This is a genomic window from Alistipes senegalensis JC50 (genome assembly GCF_025145645.1).
GTDB classification, from domain to species: domain Bacteria; phylum Bacteroidota; class Bacteroidia; order Bacteroidales; family Rikenellaceae; genus Alistipes; species Alistipes senegalensis.
Genome location: NZ_CP102252.1, coordinates 1,046,105 through 1,063,578 on the forward strand (window position 1 = coordinate 1,046,105; position 17,474 = coordinate 1,063,578).

Below are 17,474 nucleotides of genomic sequence, written 5' to 3' on the forward strand. Positions count from 1 at the left end.
AGGTTTATTTAGAAACTGATGTCGACGCCGAATGAGAAAGTTCTCGAAAAAGGATAGACGCGTCCGTTCGCATCGGAGGTCATTTGCTCGGGATCGAGGTAGTCGCTTTTCAGTTTGGTCCATGTGAAGAGGTTGTCCCCGCTGAAATAGACGCGGATTTTCTCGACCCGTATCTTGGAGGTCAGCGACGAGGGAAGCGTATAGCCGAAAGTCAGGTTTTTCAAACGGCAGTAGGCGAGATTTTGCAGATACCGGTCGTTGGTCTGGGCGAGCGACCGCGAGCCTTGTGCGGCATAGCCGCGGACTTTGGGGTAATAGGCGTTGGGAGTGTCTTCCGTCCACACGTCCGTCAGGAACGTGGTCGGAATGAACGAGGAGTACGGCCGGGCATAGGGACCCCAGAAGAGCATGTTGTTGGCTCCCGGATAGATGTGCTGGCGGCCGATGCCCTGGAAGAACACCGAAAAGTCGAATCCGTACCAGGTGAAACCCGCATTGATGCTGTAATGGTAGCGCGGCCGCGAGTTGCCGATCACGCGCAGGTCGCCGGGGTTGTCGGAGGTGTAGTCGCCGTAGTCGACCGCGCCGCTGTCGTCCAGGTCGGCGTAGATGAGGTCGCCGGCCTGCAGGCCGCGGTAGGCGCCAACTGCCTCGTTGTAGATGTTCGGGTTCACGAAACTCTGGTCTATCTTGCGGTTGGCGGCTTCGGCATCGGTCCGGAACAGTCCCTCGATGTGGTAGCCCCAGAGTTCGCCCACGTCGCGCCCGACGATGTAGGTTCGCAGCGAGTTGGTCGGGTTGTCGAATTTCGTGATCTTGGCCTTGCTGTCGGCGAGGGTGAGGCTGATGTTGTAGGAGAAGGGCTTTTTGCAGAGGTTGAAGCGGTCCTGCCAGCCGAGCGTGATCTCGTATCCGCGGGTGCGCAGGTCGCCGGCATTCATGTTCGGCGAGGCCATGCCGTAGACGCCCGGAAGCTCCTTGCCCGGGATGAGCATGTCCTTCGTGTCCCGGATGTAGAAATCGGCGGTCGCCGTCAGGCGGTTTCCGAAGAATCCCAGGTCGAGGCCGAGGTTCTTCGTGATGATCGTCTCCCAGGTCAGGTCGCCCGACTGCGGGGCGCCGAGGCTGGTGATGTAGATTTTGTTGCCGTTCATCAGGTAGGAGGTCGAGAGCGAGGGGCTCAGCGACTGGATATAAGGATAGCTGTCGGCGATGGCCTGATTTCCGAGCGAACCGATCGACGCACGCAGTTTGACGTTGTCGATCACCTTGCGGACCGGTTCCATGAAATTCTCCTCGCTGATCCTCCAGCCGAGGGCCACGGAGGGGAAGAAGCCCCACCGGTCGTGTTTCGGGAAGCGGGACGAACCGTCCCAGCGGAAGTTCACCTCGGCGAGGTATTTCCCGGCGTAGTCGTAGGTTCCCCGTCCGAAGAAGCCGAGCAGCGCCCAGCGGCTCTGGCCGCCCGACGCTTCGGCTACGCCCGTTCCCAGGTTGAGGTCGTTGAGGTAGTCGGACTGGAGCGAGGATTTGGCGCCGTAGATGAGCTTGTAGCGGTATGCCTCGTGGTTCATACCGGCGAGAATCTTGAAATTGTGCCGGTTGATGCTACGTTCGTAGGTCGTGTAAAGGTCATAGGTGTAATGTTCCTCGACGGCCGAATTTTCGCGCAGCTTGTCACTGAAAAACCCGGTCGTAGCCGTTTTCATCTCTCCGTAAGCATCCGAATAGGAGATGTTGGCCGAGCGGAACGACTTTTCCCGGTGGTAACGCTTGTAACTGAAGGTTCCGACAATGCTCCATCCCTTGAGGGGCGTGATCACGCCTCCGATCGTCGTGGTATACTGGGTCTGTTTCAGTTGCGAGAATGCCTTGCCCTGCGTTACTGCCGCCGCCATACCGTCGGCCGGAGCCGATCCCGTGACCTCGGTGGTGTAGACGCTCGAACCGTCGGGGTTGTAGGGCGTTACGAAAGGCATTGCGTGGAAAGTGTAGTTGGGAATGTTGCCGCCGTCCTCGAAATCGTAGCCCGGCGAACGGTAGTTCGAATGGAACAGGCGGGCGGCTCCGTTGATCGACAGCCACGGCTTGACCTGGGCGCCGAACTTCATGTTCAGGTTGTTGGTCGTGTATTTGTCGGTGTTCTGGGCGTAGAGACCCTCTTTGGTGTAGTGGTTGCCGCTGACCAGATAGTTGAACTTTTCGTTGCCGCCGCTGATGCTCAGGTCATGATCCCACGTAGGCTGGGTGTAGTCGAAGAGGTAATCGTACCAGTTGAAGTTGGCGTAGTACATGTATTTGCCGTTTTTCTGGACGACCCAGGGCCTGTCGGGATTCTCGGTCCGGTCGTTGCGGCGCTGGTACAGCTGACGGAAGTCGTCTCCGTCATAGCGAGTGTAGGGGCTGCCGTTGTAGGACTTGTTGAACTCGTCGGCGAGAACGGCCGCATCGTAACCGGTCGTGATGAAATCCGTGCAGGTCGTCGGGTCCGAAACGCTGAAACGACCGCTGTAATTGATGCGCATTTTGCCGTCGGCGTTGTTTTTCGTGGTGATCAGGATCACGCCGAAACCGGCGCGGGCGCCATAGATCGCCGCCGAGGCCGCGTCCTTGAGCACCGATACCGACTCCACGTCGTTGGGGTTCACCCGGTCGATGTTGCCTTCGATGCCGTCGATGAGCACGAGCGGCGCTCCGCTGCCGTTGATCGACGCTACGCCGCGGATGTTGAGGTTGGTCTCGGCGCCCGGGAGTCCGGAGCCGTAGGTGATGTTGAGGTTGGGGATCACGCCTTGCAGGGCCTTGCCCAGCGACGATACCGGCCGGTCCTTGAGCTCTTCGGAAGTTACTTGTGATACCGCACCCAGCAGGTTGGCCTTTTTCTGCGTGCCGTAACCCACGACGACGACCGCCTCCATGCTCTTGCTGTCCTCTTTGAGTGTGACCGACATGTTCGGTGCGGCTTTGAGGGTCTGGTTCTCATAGCCCAGGTAGGAGACGATGAGGTATGCGCCCTGAGGTACGCGGATGAAGAAGCGTCCGTCGTTCCCGGTCGTGGTGCCGCGGTTACCGGTCTCCGTGACGACGGTGACCCCGACCAGCGGATTGCCTTCGTGGTCGGTTACCTTGCCTGTTACGTCGATCTCCTTCGACTGCGGTGCCGCAGATTTCTTCTCCTTCAGGAAAAGCACGACCTGCATGTTGGCGATCTCGAATCCCAGGTTAGTCGTCTTCAGCATGCTGCCGATCGCTTCCGCGACGGGCATATTCCGCGCCGAGAGCGAGACTTTTTGGGTCAGGTCTGTTTTTTTGACGTCGTAGAAGAACGTGTATCCGCTCGTTTTTTCGATGGTGCCGATGGCTTCGGAAAGGGGGATGCCGGAAAAACTGGCCGTGATCCTCTTCTCCGTCCCCCGGCCCTGGCCGAATGTTACCCCTCCCCACAATACGAGCAGGACGGTAACGAGGAAAAGTCTTGATTTCATATTTTTAAGGTTAAAGTTAGCGTTGCAGGAGGCTGGCTGCCGGCTTTTCCGACAGCTGCCCGATTGCAGATTCGATATGTTGCCTTGTAGTTACAAACCCCGTTTTTTCGATATGCGAAGACAGTTGTCTTCCGTAAAGCGGTATTCTATGGGATTCAGACGGGCCATGATCCGCATGACCTCCTCGACCGGTTCGTTGCCGAGGGTGAACGTGTAGACGTATTCGGTCGCTATCGCGGGATCGACGCTTATCCGGATGTCGTACCACCGCGAAAGGTAATGGCTGATGTATTGCAGGTTCTTCTCCCGGAAGACCAGCTTTTCCTTCGACCAGCACCGTTCGAGTTCGACATTTCCCTGGGAGATGGTGATGCGTCCTGCGGAGTCGCAGTCGGCGATCTCGCCGGGGACCATGAAAAACTCTTTCCCGGCCCGATTCAGCGACACCGATCCTTCGATGAGGCCGACTACCGTTTTGCCCGACACTTCGGTCGTGCGGACGTTGAACTCCGTGCCGTGCACGGCAACCGTCAGGTCCCCGGTCTCCACGACGAAACGCCGCTTTTCGTCCTTCGCCACGTTGAAGAATGCCTCGCCCGACAACCGTACCACCCGTTCGCCGTTTCCGATTCCAGTGTTCAGCGTGAGCGTCGTGTTGTTGCGCATGAAGATTCTGGTTCCGTCGGACAACAGGATTTCGGACTTCCCGCGGATCGTGGAGTACTGCTGTATACGGAGCTCCTCTTCCGCTGCGGACCCGCCGGCGAGCTGCGACAGCACGTGTCCGCCTGCGACGAGACAGACGGCGGCAGCAGCCGCAACGGCCCAACGGAGCAGTTTCCCGGAACGTCTGGCCGGCAGTCGGGGTTCCGATGCTTTTTTCGCAGTCGCACCGATGGTCCAGGCAGAGAGTTCGCGCCAGCCCTTTTCGACATCCGGTTCGTAGGCCGCCTGCCGTGAAATGCTTTCCCACAACCCGGTCAGCTCGCGGTAGATGCGTGCGTTGGAGTCGCTGGCAAGCCAGGCTTCGAGGCGGGCCTCCTGCCCGGGGGTGGAGGTTCGTTTCAGGCGGGCGATTATTTCATCCCAAGGTATGTCTTTGCCGATACTCATCTTAATATACAGGTAGGACACGAAAAACAGGTGCAACCCTTACGCGAAAAGCCGCAGGTTTCAAAAAAACATCCATAAAAGGACCATCTTATCCGTTATGTAGCTGCGAATCGTTTTGAGCGCTTTGGTGATCTGTGCCTCGACCGTCTTTACCGAAATGTTCAGTTGTTCGGCGATCTCGCGGTTGGACATCTCCTCGTTGCGGCTCTTCAGAAATACGTCCCGGCATTTGTCGGGCAGGGACAGGATGGCCTCTTCGATGAAATGGTTCAACTCTTCGACCTCCATGTCGCGGTTCTCCTCGCTGCACAGTTCGACCATCACGTCGCTCAGGTAAACCGAAGGTGCGTTGTCGCGGAGGTAATTGATGCACCGGTTCCTTACCGACCGGAACAGATAAGCGCACAACGAACTTTTGATTTCGATCCGTGTCCTGTTTTCCCAAATGTAGATGAAGACGTTCATCACCACCTCCTCCGCCGGTTGTTCGGATTTCAGGATCAGTCTCGCATACCGGCACAAAGGGACATAATAGCTCTCGAAAAGGAGGCTGAATGCTTTTTCGTCATCCTTTTTAAGCAGTTCAAGCAATAGGCGATCGTTGAACTCTTTCAAAACGTTCGGGTATTCGGATTCGTGAATATCATCGTTTCGCTTTCCGTCCAGACGGAGGGCAACGATACAAATATATCAAAATTTTCGTTTCGTCGCTCTCCGGGATGCAAACGGGGTAAAACAGTCCACGGGCGCACTGCGCCTGCGCCCGTGGACGTTTGCTTACCGGACGCAGGCGCCCATCTGCTTGCCCGAACGGTCTACCCCCGTCTGGTCTTTGGTGACGAGGGCGGCATCGGCCGCGGGTACGAGCGTGTCCTTCACCAATGCGCTCAGTTCGCTGGCACTCATGCCGCCCGTGACTGCCGGATTGTCCGAACCGGTCAGGGCGATCGTGCTGGTGTGGCCGCCGTTATTTCCGAAGCTGCCGAACATCGTCGCCGCATCGAACGACACTCCCTCGGCGATGCTTCCGCCGGCGTTGTAAACCGCCGTGCCGACCACCGAGTTGCGGATCACGGCCCTGGCGGCCGATTCGTTGTCGTAGCCGATATCTTCCATGCCGGCTGTCGTGGCGATATTTCCGGCGATGACCGAGTTGTAGATCCGTACCTTCGCGTCGGCCGTGCGTATCTGGATACCGCCGCCCATGCTCTTTCCGTCGTTCTTGTGGATGGTGCAGTTGATGACGTCGAGGTCGCCCGAGTTTACGTTCAGGGCACCGCCCCGCTGGCCGCCGATAACCTTGTTCTCGTAGAAGGTACAGTTCACGAAAGCTGCTTTGGCAGTCCACAAGCAGTAGTATCCGGCGGCGTCACGGCTGTCCCCGAGGACTCCGGCGCTGTTCTTGTTGAACGTACAGTTGAAGGCGTAGGTTTCGGCCGTGATACCACCGCCGCCTGCCGCCTGGATGGCCGCGCTGTTACCGCCCGACTGGTTGTTCTCGAACGTACAGTCGTACAGATAGAGCACCGAGCAGTCGTTGCAGATACCGGCGGCGGGAGCTCCGGCGCCGTTCGTTTTGTTGTCCCGGATCTGGCAGCGGGTGAATTTCGCCTCTTTGGCCTTTTTGAGGTACACGCCGCCGCCGTCGTGGGTCTCGGCCGTGTTGTTGGCAATGACGCAGTCTTCCAGTTCGGCCCGGGTGGCTCCCTGTACGACGAGTCCGCCGCCGTTGCGGGTCTGGCAGGGTTCTCCGTTGACCGTGGGACCGAGTTTGGCCACCGCAACGCCGTCCTGGATGTAGAGGCCTTTGACTTTCACCGATTCGCCCTCTGCGAGCGGGGCGCTGATCACCATGACGTGATAGGCGTTCGCAGTTTCCGAGAGTTTGCCGCTGAGGATGGTCTTGTTGACTGCCGGATCGGCGACCGCGCCCTCCTCCGGAGCGACCGGATAGCCGCCTATGAGGGTGATGTTCTTGTTGATTTCGAAGGTCTTGTTGTTGTCGTCGCCGGAGGTCTCGGTGCCCGTCAGGAACTTGGTCGGGGTGTAGGTTCCGGCCGCAATGTGGATCTCCTCACCGGCAACAGCCTCCCCGAGCGCCCATTCGAGGGTCGTAGGTTCATCCCAATAGAGGCCCGAATTGTCGGTGGAGCCGTTTCCGGTCACATAGAATTTACGTTCGCCGGCCGGGGCTTCGGTCCCGGCTGCCTGGGTGATCGTAATCTCCCGGGCGTTCTCTTCGTCGATCCATACCACGACGACGGCGCTGCGTTTCTCCTGCGTGCGGTTCTTTTCGACGGTGATGACCATCGTGGCGTTGCCGATGCCCCACGAAGGGCTCACTTTGATAAAATCCTTGTTTGCCTGCGCCTCCCAGGGGGCTTTGGTCTTGATCTCGATGTCATGTGTTTCAGCCGTTGCGCCCGCCTCGATGGTCAGGGGGCTGACGGTGAGCCCGTCGCCGGCTGCGGGACCATCGCCCGTGTCGCTGTCAGAGCAGGAGAGCATGAGTGCGGCCGAAAGTCCCAGAAGGATCGTTCCCAGTTTTCTGAAGTTCATAAAAGTTTCGTGTTAAAGGTTTGATTTGCGTCGGGACGAACGATCGTTCGGTCGTCCCGTCCCGGCGGCTGTCGTGATGGTTGTTTTGCGGGGGCGGCGGATGCGCCCGCCCCGGTGTGCGGAAGTTTCGGAATCGTATGGCGGTTCTACATAGGCTCGAAGTTTTCAGATTCGTTTCATTCGGTTCAGGATAGTTTTTGCACGGCCGTTGCAGTTGCGCAAATACCAGCAGTACCGTGGTTTAGGCGGCGATGCGGGACATCTGTTTCATAAAAATGACACGAAAAATATCCGTCACCCTTACGCCCGGAAAATAAATTTGTCAATTTCCCGGTTTTCTTTTGCCGTATCGCAATTAATTCCTATCATTGCACCGTCATCGGTTCAGGACAGGCCGTTCATCTGCGCAGACAGCTTCCGGCGACGGGATTTCCGTTTTCCGTAAACCTAATCATGTACAGAGATGAAAAAACCTATCACAACAATCATTTTCGTATTACTTTCGATCCTCCTCGGCGGCTGTTCGGCCGGCTGCGACCATACGCAGGAACGCCCGGCGGGACAGTCCGATGTCATAGCCCTCGCATGCGATCCGATTCCAGTCGTCCGGGTCGGGTTCATCGGGCTGGGCATGCGCGGCATCGGCGCCGTCGAACGGTTCATGTACCTCGACAGCGTGGAGGTCGTGGCCCTTTGCGATCTGGAAGAGGCAAATCTCGCACGCAGCCAGGCCGTGCTCCGGGAAAAGTCGAGACCGAAGGCTGCGGAGTATACGGGTCCGGACGGCTGGAAGCAGCTCTGCGAACGCCGCGACATCGATCTGGTCTACATCAGCACCGACTGGCTGAGCCATACGCCCATGGCGGTTTACGCCATGGAACAGGGCAAACACGTAGCCGTGGAGGTGCCTGCGGCCGTTACCGTGGAGGAGTGCTGGAAACTGGTCGATACGGCCGAGAAGACCCGCCGCCATTGCATGATGCTCGAAAACTGCTGTTACGATTTCTTCGAACTGGCGACCCTCAATATGGCGCAGCAGGGGTTATTCGGGGAGATCGTGCATGCCGAAGGGGCTTATATCCACGATCTGCGCGAACTTAGTTTCAACAGCCGCTGGGAGGACGGCAGTTACGTTCCGGGCGTCGGAAAAGCCGGGAGAGGCAAAGGTCCGTCGGGCTACTGGAACTACTGGCGCAGGGAGTACAGCCGTGAACACACAGGCAACCCCTATCCCACGCACGGGCTGGGGCCCGTCTGCCAGGCACTGAACATCCACCGCGGCGACCGGATGACCTGGCTGGTGTCGCTTTCAAGCGGCCAGTTCGGTATGACGCGCTATGCCGCCGAACGTTTCGGCGAAGAAGCGCCGGAAGCCGCGGATTACCGGCTGGGAGATATGAACACGACGCTTATCCGTACCGCAAAGGGGAAAAGCATCCTGATACAGCACGACGTCACTTCGCCGCGGCCGTACAGCCGTATTCATCTGCTCAGCGGCACCAAAGGGTTTGCCCGGAAATACCCCGTGAAACAGATCGCACTGGAACCCGACGCCCACTCGGCGCTCGACGAAGCGCGGATGGATTCCCTGCTGGCCCGTTACGAGCACCCTTTCAGCCGGGAGATCGGTGAACTGGCCCGCCGGGTAGGCGGCCACGGAGGGATGGATTTCATCATGGACTACCGGCTCGTCTATTGTCTGCGCCGCGGTCTGCCGCTGGATATGGACGTGTACGATGCGGCCGAATGGTCGTGCATCGTGGAGCTGAGCGAGCGGTCGGTGCTTGCCGGAAGCCGCCCCGTCGAGATTCCCGACTTCACGCGCGGGGCCTGGAAGAAACTGAGCCGGTTGGAGTTCGCCGGTGTGCGCTGATCCGGATACGGGAACAATATTGTACGGAGGGAATTGCGGGGCCGGGGACGAGTACGCTTCGGCCGACAAGCGGTTCACCGTCCCGGCGAGACGAAGACTATGAACTCTTTGCCCAAGGAGGTCGGCGAGGCGGACTGTCCGTGGGCGTGGACCAGCATCGGCATCGTGTGCCACTGCCCGGCGAACAGTTTCAGCTAAAGAAGATGATAGGATTAAAGATGCGGTAGCAAATGTATAGGATTTCTACGACTCCATCAGGAATAATTAACGATCCAGATAGGTTAGACCCACGAAACGCAACATTTCCTATTTAAATTTGCACTCAACAATTTGAAGTTGTTTGACAGGATGGAAAGCAGATGCGAACAAATGCACACAATCGTTTCCGAACCATTACCCGCTATATGCAAATAGAGTCATAACTTTTTAAGTTACAACTCTATCTGGATGTGAATGGATAGTACGAATGGTACTACCTCCTGCACCAGTTTGTCGTCGAAAGAGGGTACGCCGAGAGGTCAAGTCTTTCCGTTTTTCTTCGGGATATGCACTCTTCTCGATGGCTGGGGAGAGTAGCTTTCGTCTTTCAACGAAAGAATCAGTTTCTCAATGCGGGGAAGGCTTATACGGTCGATGGTTTCTCCATCTGCACCTTGTGTCATATTACCCGGCTTGGCATATATTCGCTGATAAGCCAGATAATACATTTCCTCATTGAAAAGAATACGATAAAGCCTCTCAAACCTGTATTCCGTGGTTTGACTATGCTTTGTCAGACTGTTTAATACTCTTGCGGGACTTCTCATAATGCCTCTCGCATTTTCCGTTAATCGTATTAATGAATATTAGCTGCCGCCCTTCGTCATGTGCGAGGCTTTCCCTCGCTCGGACTACTACGGCGGCTCCGTTGCCATGCCGGATATTCATAGACCTTCGTCCAATAGCCTTACGGCATTCCGGTTTAGGTAATCCCCGTTTGCGATATAATAACTATGGCACGACAGATTGTCGGATATGACGTCCGCCTTTTACTGCTTATTGCAGGTGCGTCGTGATAAGTTCTTGCTCTCTCTGTACAACTACCACAATGAGAGTATCACGATATGACGAGTATAGTTACCTTAACGTCACAGTTTCGCTAGGTACCGCTCAGGCTGTCATTCAATCAATCCGGATTTTATCCTCATATCTGTCTTTCATCACCCCATTCAGTCGCAGTCCGGTAACTGACTGACTTATGGTTTATCCCCGACATGCTACACTCCCTGTCCGGTTTCCCTTTCAGATAAGTCGGTTGATGATAGGTTATTTTCAAAGAACACTTACCTAATAGCTTGCCATCGCTATATTTATTATATCACCTTGACGGGCGCATAGTTGTTCCCGAGCTTTTGAAATTGGAAATAAAAGTCGTTCAGCCGAGCGACGAATTGCACTTTGGAAGGGTCGCGTCTGACGACAACGAACTCCTCGCCGAAGATTCTTTTGACGATAAAACGACTGCGGTTATGCTCTGATCCGGCCTTACAGAGCAGTTCGTTGAAGCGGATATGCTGCTCTTCATTGAGCCGGGAAGAGTATTTATAACTCGGTGTTCGGGGCTTCTTGTCGGTTATGTCTGTCAGTTTTCGGTTGGTATCCATATATAGCTTAAAAAAGGGTCGCGACTTGGGAGCGGCCCCGGCCTCGCAGAGCGAGCACCTTTCGTATGCCGAAAAGTTTTTCGGCATACAAAGGTACAGCTCGCTGTTTCTTTGCAGAAACAAAAGTCCGCGGCGGAAAATTTTTTATAAAAACTTTGAAAAGCCTCCGCTACGGCCTCCGAGGGCGGGTCTGTTCCCGGTGCAATATTACAACCGTGCGGGCGCCAAAACAAACCCTCGGTGCGGACTGGAGCGGTCTGGAGCGGACATCGGAACCGAGGTATTTCAGTCGGTTGTATCTTGCAGCATGAAAGGTCGGTTTTCTTATTCCGGTCATTATCCCGATATAAACCGCATGAAACAGAAAACGGTATTTTGAATGGTTTAAAACATAAAACCAAACATACATGCTTTACGACTGCAAAACGAACAATCAATCTCAAAAACGTTGTACCATGGATTCATTCAAAGAAAAAGACAAACCTTCGCCTAATCTTTCGAAGCGTCCCCGTATCGAAGCCGCCGAGGAACTGATGCGTCAGATGATCGCCGGACAAGCTCCTTTGGATTCGAAAGTCGTCCGCCGGATTCCCGAACCGGAAGAGAAAAATACGGACGCTACCGAGGAAAACACCTCGGAAACGGTATCCGGAGCATCGGCACCGACGACTGAAAAAACAGATGTCGACACCCAAACGACTACTGTAAAGGAGCCTGCCGGATTCCGGCGTAAAAAGCTCTCGCTGCCGGACTTCGAACGCACCTTCTTCGCATCGGTGGATTGTCGTAACCGCTCGGCGATCTATGTCAGCGCCCAAACCAAGCGCAAAGTGTCGGCCATCCTCCACCTGCTGGGAAACGATAATATAAGATTAACGGCCTTGGTCGACAATATGCTGCGGTTCGTCATGGACATTTACAGCGACGAGCTGAATTATCTCCACGAAAAGAAGAATAGCAGACGACTGTTCTGATGCGATGCAACCGGGACGGGATGAATATGCCGGTGTCCGCAGTCCGTAGCTCAGAGAATCCTCACCGGATTGCCCGGTACACCCTTTTCACGAAGCATATTCATTCTATGTGGAGATCGTTGCCCGGAAATTGCATATGCGGAATAAAATGCGTACATTTGTATTAGTTATTTCCTTTCCATTATGATTCTCTTCAACAGATACGAACAGAACAAGGGCAAATACCATATTTCTCCGACGTTGCTTTGGGAATACGACCTGCGGCATTTCGACTGGCAGCAGGCCCGCAGCATCGTCGTACAGCGTGTGATCGAGCGCGGCTGTGCAGAGGACTATTTCGCGGCATTCGACCTGTACGGGGGCATTGCGGGCTTCCGCGAGATTCTCCGTGAGGTTTCCACACTCTCGGACAAAGACATGAATTTCGTATGCACATTTTTCAATCTTAAAAAAGAAGAACTTCGATGCTATACACGCAGACTGTTGCGCCGGAAACTCTTGAGCTGCTGAAACGGCTGGAATCCGAGCCGTTTATGGACTCTTTCAGTCTGGCCGGCGGAACGGCTTTAGCCCTTTATTTAGGCCATCGGGTCAGTGTCGACCTCGATTTGTTCACCCCCGAATCTTTCGATGAAAAGCAGTTGGAGTTTTCCTTACGGCACAAATATGGCTTCCAAACCAAATTTACAGCGCAACATACTCTGAAAGGTACAATCGGCGGGGTGAAGATCGACTGTATCGCACATCGGTATAAATCTCTGAGACCTCCCCATATGGAATCGGGATTGCGGCTCTATGACATGGAAGACATTATCGCCATGAAACTCGCGGCTATCTCCGATGACGGCTCCCGGTTAAAGGATTTCATAGATATGGCATTCCTTTCGACCCGTTTTTCGCTGGACTCCATGCTCCGTTGTTTCGAACGCAAATTCCCCTTTTCGAATGTATTGGGCCCGGTGAAAGGCCTCTTATATTTCGATGACATCAACTTCGGGGAGAAGGTCTTCATTCCCGCTTACGAATATTCCTGGGAGAATATCGCGCTAAGACTCCGGGATATGTCTTTGCAGCAAGACCATGTTTTCGACACAGCACCTCTGGCCCGGCACAAAGATTGCCGGGAGGAAAAAGTGCCCGAAGACAATGATACGCCGGGTCAGAAACACGGACGCCGAAGGTAGCGTACCTTGGCGGGCAGTCATTTCTTCGCGGCGTTTCTGGGCATGCCGGGAATCGGGTTGGCGGTAAGAATTTTGTAATATTTCACACCGTCGACCACGACGGGTTCTTTTGCGACGAGGTAGCGCACGGAGAAACACTCCGCTTTTGCCAGCGTGAGGAGCTTCGAGGCCAGACATACGTTCGAGAACTCCACGCCCCCGGTCAGCCGCTTCGTCGCGGCGTTTTTCCCGGGACGGTCTCCGCGGAGCCGGAATCCCTCCTCTTGCTGCGTCCTGCACAGGTACCAATCCTTGGGGTTCTGCTCGTCGTTGGCCAGATTGAGCCTGCAGCCGTCGCGCAGTTCCATCTCTGCGGTCAGCGCTCCCGAAAGATAGATATACCCGTGGCGGTTTACGCGGATCGTCCTGCGCTGGGCGTACGTCGCGGGCGAACAGCTGTTCGCCTTGTTCCAGATAATGAGTTTCATTGCAAATAAGATTTTTAGATTGAACATTCGGTTTTCGCCGTGATACCCGGCTCCGTCACACGCTATGCGTCACGCTGACGGGCGGCTTCGTTTTCCGCGGAGCCTTCGGCGAAAGAAAGGGCTCCGGGTGTTCGTGTACCCACGAAAAATCGAAAGGGCTAAAAGGCTCTGTTTTAGCTGACTCGGAAAGCGTTCTGCCTGTCCGGCAAGATTCTCTTTCCGCGGCCTTCTTCGCTTTTTCCGGGTTTATCCGGCATAGGGAGATTCGGCCGCGGCGGGCCTATGGCTTCGCCGTGCGAAACGTCGGTTTGTGCGCACGGCCTTCACGACGGCCTTCACCTCGCGGGCGGCCCGCGAGGGTGTCGTCCCGGCATACTGCGCCAGCAGGCGATAACTGCACGGACGAGGGGACTCGTAATAGCGCAGCAGGAAGAGGCGGCAGACCTCGTGCGGGAAGTTGCGGCGTATGAACGCCAGAATGTCCAGCACCAGCCGCTCGCAGGCTCCGAGCTCTTCTTCCGGAACCGTAGGGCCTTCGTCGCACAGCCGCAGAAAGAAACCCGTGCCGGGATGGACATCGCGCCGCGGGGTGCGGTGCCTGTGCAGTACGGCATGGCGGTAACAGGCGCGGAAATAGGCTTCGAAGTCGGCGATGCCCCCGACGGAGCATAAAGCCTTCTCCCGCACCAGCAGGTAGGTGTCGTGGAAGGCGTCCTCGTCGAGGCCGTAATAGGAAAGACGTTCCCGGAGCCGCATGTAGCAGGCCGAGAACCAGACGTTGAAATACACTGCATCCTGTGACATAAGCAGAAGAATTTTGAAGATTGAACATTTATTTTGTTTTCAGGGGTTATCCATGTAATCCCTATAACTCATATGCCCCCGCAGGCCGGCTGTGTCGCTTCGGACAGTCCGGCCGGGAATACGCAGGCAGACCCGGAAGACGGGGCATGCGGCGCCGCTGTCGGGGCATCCGCACGCCGGGGTGTATCGGGCTACTTTGAGGGTGAGCGTTTCGACAGTCGGTGCGGTGCCGGAATACAAGGCCATATCGACCCGGATGTTTGGAGCAGCAAGTCGTATTCGACCGGAGATTCCGTAAATGCCCCTTTCGGCGATGGATAGCGTCACGACATATCCGGATTCGTAAAGCCGGAAGTTCCTGTCGGTTATGTGGAAGCAGACCGGGACGAACAGACCTCGGCCGTACATCTTTCGGCTGCCGGAGAAAAGCGCAAATTCCGGACGAAACGGCGACAACCGATCGTTTGCTGGCATATGCCTGATCGCTTAACTGCGGACGTTATCCGGCACGGGATTGCGAATCGGCTTTTTGCGGGTTCTTTGCAGATGCCACTTCCCGTCGTGGCAGACAGCAATGTATTCCTGCCGGGGAGAGGAGCCTCGGTATGTGCAGAGCATGGCGTTCGTGCCGGGCCGTCCGGCGGCCGACGGGGCGTTCAAAATGTCGATGGCAGCACGGATGCTGGCGGACTGTCCCAGACTGCGGGAACAGGAAGAATCGAAGATTTCAATCATAACGACAGGTTTCAGAGCGTACGTTTGTACAAGGTGAAAAGGATGATTGTGTGAGTCCGGCCGGCATGGGCGACGGATATAAAGCTGTTATAGTCCGTATATGTCTTCGGGGCGGATGCATATCCCTGAAATTGAAAATCACCCCTGTCAGAGTTTGTTCTGACAGGGGTGAAATCGTAAAATTCGGACTTGTTTAATCCGTTCGGGGATTGTTACTCGGCTATGCCGCGGATTTCAGCAGCTCCGGCACTCGGGTATCGGGTTCGATATCCGGATCTGCGGGGATGGACTGCGGCTGGGGCATTTGCTCCGGATCGTAAGGAATCGAATCCGGAATCTCCGCGGTGCTCCGTATCGGTACCGTTCCTTGCGAAGATGCGGGCGTCGGAGCCGGCAGTGCCGTCATCCGTGCCGGGTGTCGGTGTGATGTCCTTCGAACTTTCGACATGACCTGAATACAGTTTTTACCGTGTGTCTCACGTTTCTGTGCCTGCCGAACTCTATCGTATGATCGTACAGGCGGATGAATAAAATTGGATTGCGGGGCTTTCCGTCCCGAACGAGTCGGTTGCCTCGGGAAGTGTCACAATCCCGCGACGCCGGCCCCGGGGCGGAAAAATACCGCAGACTCCGGCGAGGACGATTTTTCCGACACGCGGACGGCGGGGAAGGCTCTGCCGACCCTTCGCGGGATTAACTTAACCGGGGCAACCGACGCGGGATGAAATTTTCCTTTTCGCTCTTATACCATATGAAGTCCTGAGAGGAATCTCACGCCCTCGTCCAAGATAAGATACTGACTAAGCGAACGGTTTTCGACGGGTTTCGCCCCGATCTCCACATTGCCGTAAATTCGTACGATGGGATTTGGAGTTGTGGATGCTCGCAGAGGCAGAGATTACGGAGAGAAAACCATACGAAACGTATCGTTCCGGAGCAAATGCCAATCAATGGAAACGGGCACCGTTTCACAACGAGGCCCGCTCCGAAAAATTCCAAATTGAAATCTGTAGTTGAGTTTAGGGAGTTTCGGGAATAACACTCGAAGATAACTCTTTTTCCCGAATCGGCAAACTTGGCTCCTATGCGTTCGCACAATTTCTGCCGATCGCTTCCGGGTTATGGGAACCCGGTGCTGCCCACCGGCCTACTGTGCGACCCTGAAGATACCATTCAGTTTTTCGCTCAAAGCCGCCATATCCCGGCCGATCTTGTCGTTAGTGATGCGCGCATAGATTTGAGTCGTGGTGATCCGTTTGTGCCCCAGCATCTTGCTGACCGTTTCCAGAGGTACGCCTTGCGAGAGCGTGACCGTCGTGGCGAAGGTATGACGCGCCATATGGATCGTGGGGTTGAACGACAGACCGGCATGTCTGGCAACATGCCTCAGCGACATGTTCAGCGTCTTATGGGTACCTTTGAGCGGGAAGACCCGGTCGCCCGAGAGGTGCATATCCTTATAACGCTCGTAGAGCATTCCGGCAACGGGAAGAAGTTTGACACGGAACTGCGTACCTGTTTTCTGACGCCTGTCGATAATCCAGCGCTCCCCGTTATCGTCCGTATGGATGTCCGCGTGGGTGAGTTTCACCACGTCCGCATGGCTCAGGCCCGTGAAAGCACAGAAGACGAAGGCATCCCGGTTGATACCCGTTCGGTAATTGGGGAGCCTGACATCTATCACGGCTTGTAACTCCGAAGCCGAAAGGTAACGGCGTTCTGAGTATTCCGGCCTCACGTAGAAACCTGCGAAAGGATCGGCGGCAATCCAGCCGTTCTTATACGCCGTGTAGGTCATCAGCTTCAATTTCTTGAGCGTAGAATGGATCGTCCCGGAACGCATCCCTTGTACCGAGGAGAGGTAGACCACGAACTTTTCGATAAAGTCCCGCTTCAATTCTTTGAAAGGAATATCCTTGACATGATATTCGTATTCGAGGAAGGAGGCCAGACGGCGGCGGCGTTTGCAGTAGTCCTCATAGCTGGAATAGGCCCGGTCTTTGCCCACGCGTTTGAGAAACCCTGCGAGGTATTCGTCGAAGGTCTGTAACAGCAGGCGGCAGTCGTCACCCATACCGAGGAAAGCGTTGCGAACCTTTTCGGCCGTAACGTATGAATCACGGTCGCAGAGACGTTGGTACTGCTTGCCGATATTGGTCTTGATATTTTCCAGCTTCTCGTTGATGCGCTGCGATTCGAGGCTTTTGCCGGAGGCTTTGTTCGCTTTGGCATCCCAGAGGGAAGAACGGACGGAGAGTTTGCAGCTGAACTGCGACATCGTACCGTTGATCGTAATACGGCCCATAATGGGAACCTGACCGTGTTTTTCCGACTGCCTTTTCACATAGAAAAGGACTTTGAAAGTGCTGCGTTGCATAATAACTTGAACTTTGTGGATGGGTTAAACGTTTAGTCAAGTTATTTGTTATGCGGTAATTCGATGCAACACACTGAAAACAACTGTCTTAAATGCAAATTAAAGCATTTCGGGCAGGTAACGGATAAGTAACGAAACTCACCGTTAAACCTGCCCGATTTTGCAATTCTATTGCTCGGAGCATATGCAGAACAGAGAATCAAATATCTGAAAACATGATATTTACTCTTTTCTACACTTTCGTTTTCCTACAAATACCG

General features: G+C 55.3%; 13 protein-coding genes and 1 pseudogene. 4 read left to right on the forward strand and 10 right to left on the reverse strand.

Going from position 1 to position 17,474, the window contains the following annotated elements:
* Nucleotides 1-8 precede the first annotated feature (8 nt).
* The 4 genes from NQ519_RS04055 to NQ519_RS04070 form a co-directional block, all read right to left on the reverse strand.
* Complete coding sequence (locus NQ519_RS04055; RefSeq protein WP_026076256.1) at nt 9-3,485, reverse strand: TonB-dependent receptor; 3,477 nt, start codon at nt 3,483-3,485, stop codon at nt 9-11.
* A 90-nt stretch (nt 3,486-3,575) separates the two neighbouring features.
* Nucleotides 3,576-4,598, reverse strand: a complete 1,023-nt coding sequence (locus NQ519_RS04060) for a FecR family protein (protein WP_026076255.1) — start codon at nt 4,596-4,598, stop codon at nt 3,576-3,578.
* Nucleotides 4,599-4,658: 60 nt separating this feature from the next.
* Nucleotides 4,659-5,213 carry an RNA polymerase sigma-70 factor gene (locus NQ519_RS04065; protein ID WP_044118560.1) on the reverse strand — a complete coding sequence of 185 codons (555 nt, stop codon included), beginning with the start codon at nt 5,211-5,213 and terminating at the stop codon, nt 4,659-4,661.
* Nucleotides 5,214-5,375: 162 nt separating this feature from the next.
* Nucleotides 5,376-7,157, reverse strand: a complete 1,782-nt coding sequence (locus NQ519_RS04070) for a right-handed parallel beta-helix repeat-containing protein (protein WP_019149350.1) — start codon at nt 7,155-7,157, stop codon at nt 5,376-5,378.
* Between the two features lie 463 nt (nt 7,158-7,620).
* On the opposite strand from NQ519_RS04070, the gene NQ519_RS04075 reads away from it, so the two are divergent.
* The gene (locus NQ519_RS04075; RefSeq protein WP_019149349.1) at nt 7,621-9,030 is read left to right on the forward strand and encodes a Gfo/Idh/MocA family protein; all 1,410 of its coding nucleotides are present in this window, start codon (nt 7,621-7,623) and stop codon (nt 9,028-9,030) included.
* Between the two features lie 458 nt (nt 9,031-9,488).
* Here NQ519_RS04075 and NQ519_RS04080 read toward each other — a convergent pair.
* Both NQ519_RS04080 and NQ519_RS04085 read right to left on the reverse strand, forming a co-directional pair.
* A pseudogene (locus NQ519_RS04080) lies at nt 9,489-9,836 on the reverse strand (reverse transcriptase/maturase family protein); the annotation flags it as partial.
* Nucleotides 9,837-10,382: 546 nt separating this feature from the next.
* Complete coding sequence (locus NQ519_RS04085) at nt 10,383-10,673, reverse strand: plasmid mobilization protein (protein WP_044118644.1); 291 nt, start codon at nt 10,671-10,673, stop codon at nt 10,383-10,385.
* A gap of 455 nt (nt 10,674-11,128) precedes the next feature.
* Here NQ519_RS04085 and NQ519_RS04090 point away from each other — a divergent pair, with 455 nt between their 5' ends.
* The 3 genes from NQ519_RS04090 (at nt 11,129) to NQ519_RS04100 (ending at nt 12,831) form a co-directional block, all read left to right on the forward strand.
* Entirely contained in the window at nt 11,129-11,647 is a 519-nt protein-coding gene (locus tag NQ519_RS04090) for a DUF3408 domain-containing protein (RefSeq protein ID WP_026076253.1), read from the forward strand.
* A gap of 183 nt (nt 11,648-11,830) precedes the next feature.
* Nucleotides 11,831-12,157 carry a DUF6922 domain-containing protein gene (locus tag NQ519_RS04095; protein ID WP_019149345.1) on the forward strand — a complete coding sequence of 109 codons (327 nt, stop codon included), beginning with the start codon at nt 11,831-11,833 and terminating at the stop codon, nt 12,155-12,157.
* Nucleotides 12,112-12,831, forward strand: a complete 720-nt coding sequence (locus NQ519_RS04100; RefSeq protein ID WP_019149344.1) for a nucleotidyl transferase AbiEii/AbiGii toxin family protein — start codon at nt 12,112-12,114, stop codon at nt 12,829-12,831. Before NQ519_RS04095 ends, NQ519_RS04100 begins: the two co-directional genes overlap by 46 nt.
* Before the next feature lie 17 nt (nt 12,832-12,848).
* On the opposite strand, the gene NQ519_RS04105 is transcribed toward NQ519_RS04100, so the two are convergent.
* The 4 genes from NQ519_RS04105 to NQ519_RS04120 form a co-directional block, all read right to left on the reverse strand.
* A complete protein-coding gene (locus tag NQ519_RS04105) occupies nt 12,849-13,298 on the reverse strand; it encodes a hypothetical protein (protein ID WP_019149343.1) in 450 nt (149 codons plus the stop codon).
* A 246-nt stretch (nt 13,299-13,544) separates the two neighbouring features.
* Complete coding sequence (locus tag NQ519_RS04110) at nt 13,545-14,102, reverse strand: hypothetical protein (RefSeq protein ID WP_044118559.1); 558 nt, start codon at nt 14,100-14,102, stop codon at nt 13,545-13,547.
* Nucleotides 14,103-14,588: 486 nt separating this feature from the next.
* Nucleotides 14,589-14,837 carry a hypothetical protein gene (locus NQ519_RS04115; protein WP_019149340.1) on the reverse strand — a complete coding sequence of 83 codons (249 nt, stop codon included), beginning with the start codon at nt 14,835-14,837 and terminating at the stop codon, nt 14,589-14,591.
* Nucleotides 14,838-15,984: 1,147 nt separating this feature from the next.
* Nucleotides 15,985-17,214: a site-specific integrase gene (locus NQ519_RS04120; RefSeq protein WP_227901026.1), complete on the reverse strand. Its 1,230-nt coding sequence runs from the start codon at nt 17,212-17,214 to the stop codon at nt 15,985-15,987.
* Nucleotides 17,215-17,474: the final 260 nt, after the last annotated feature.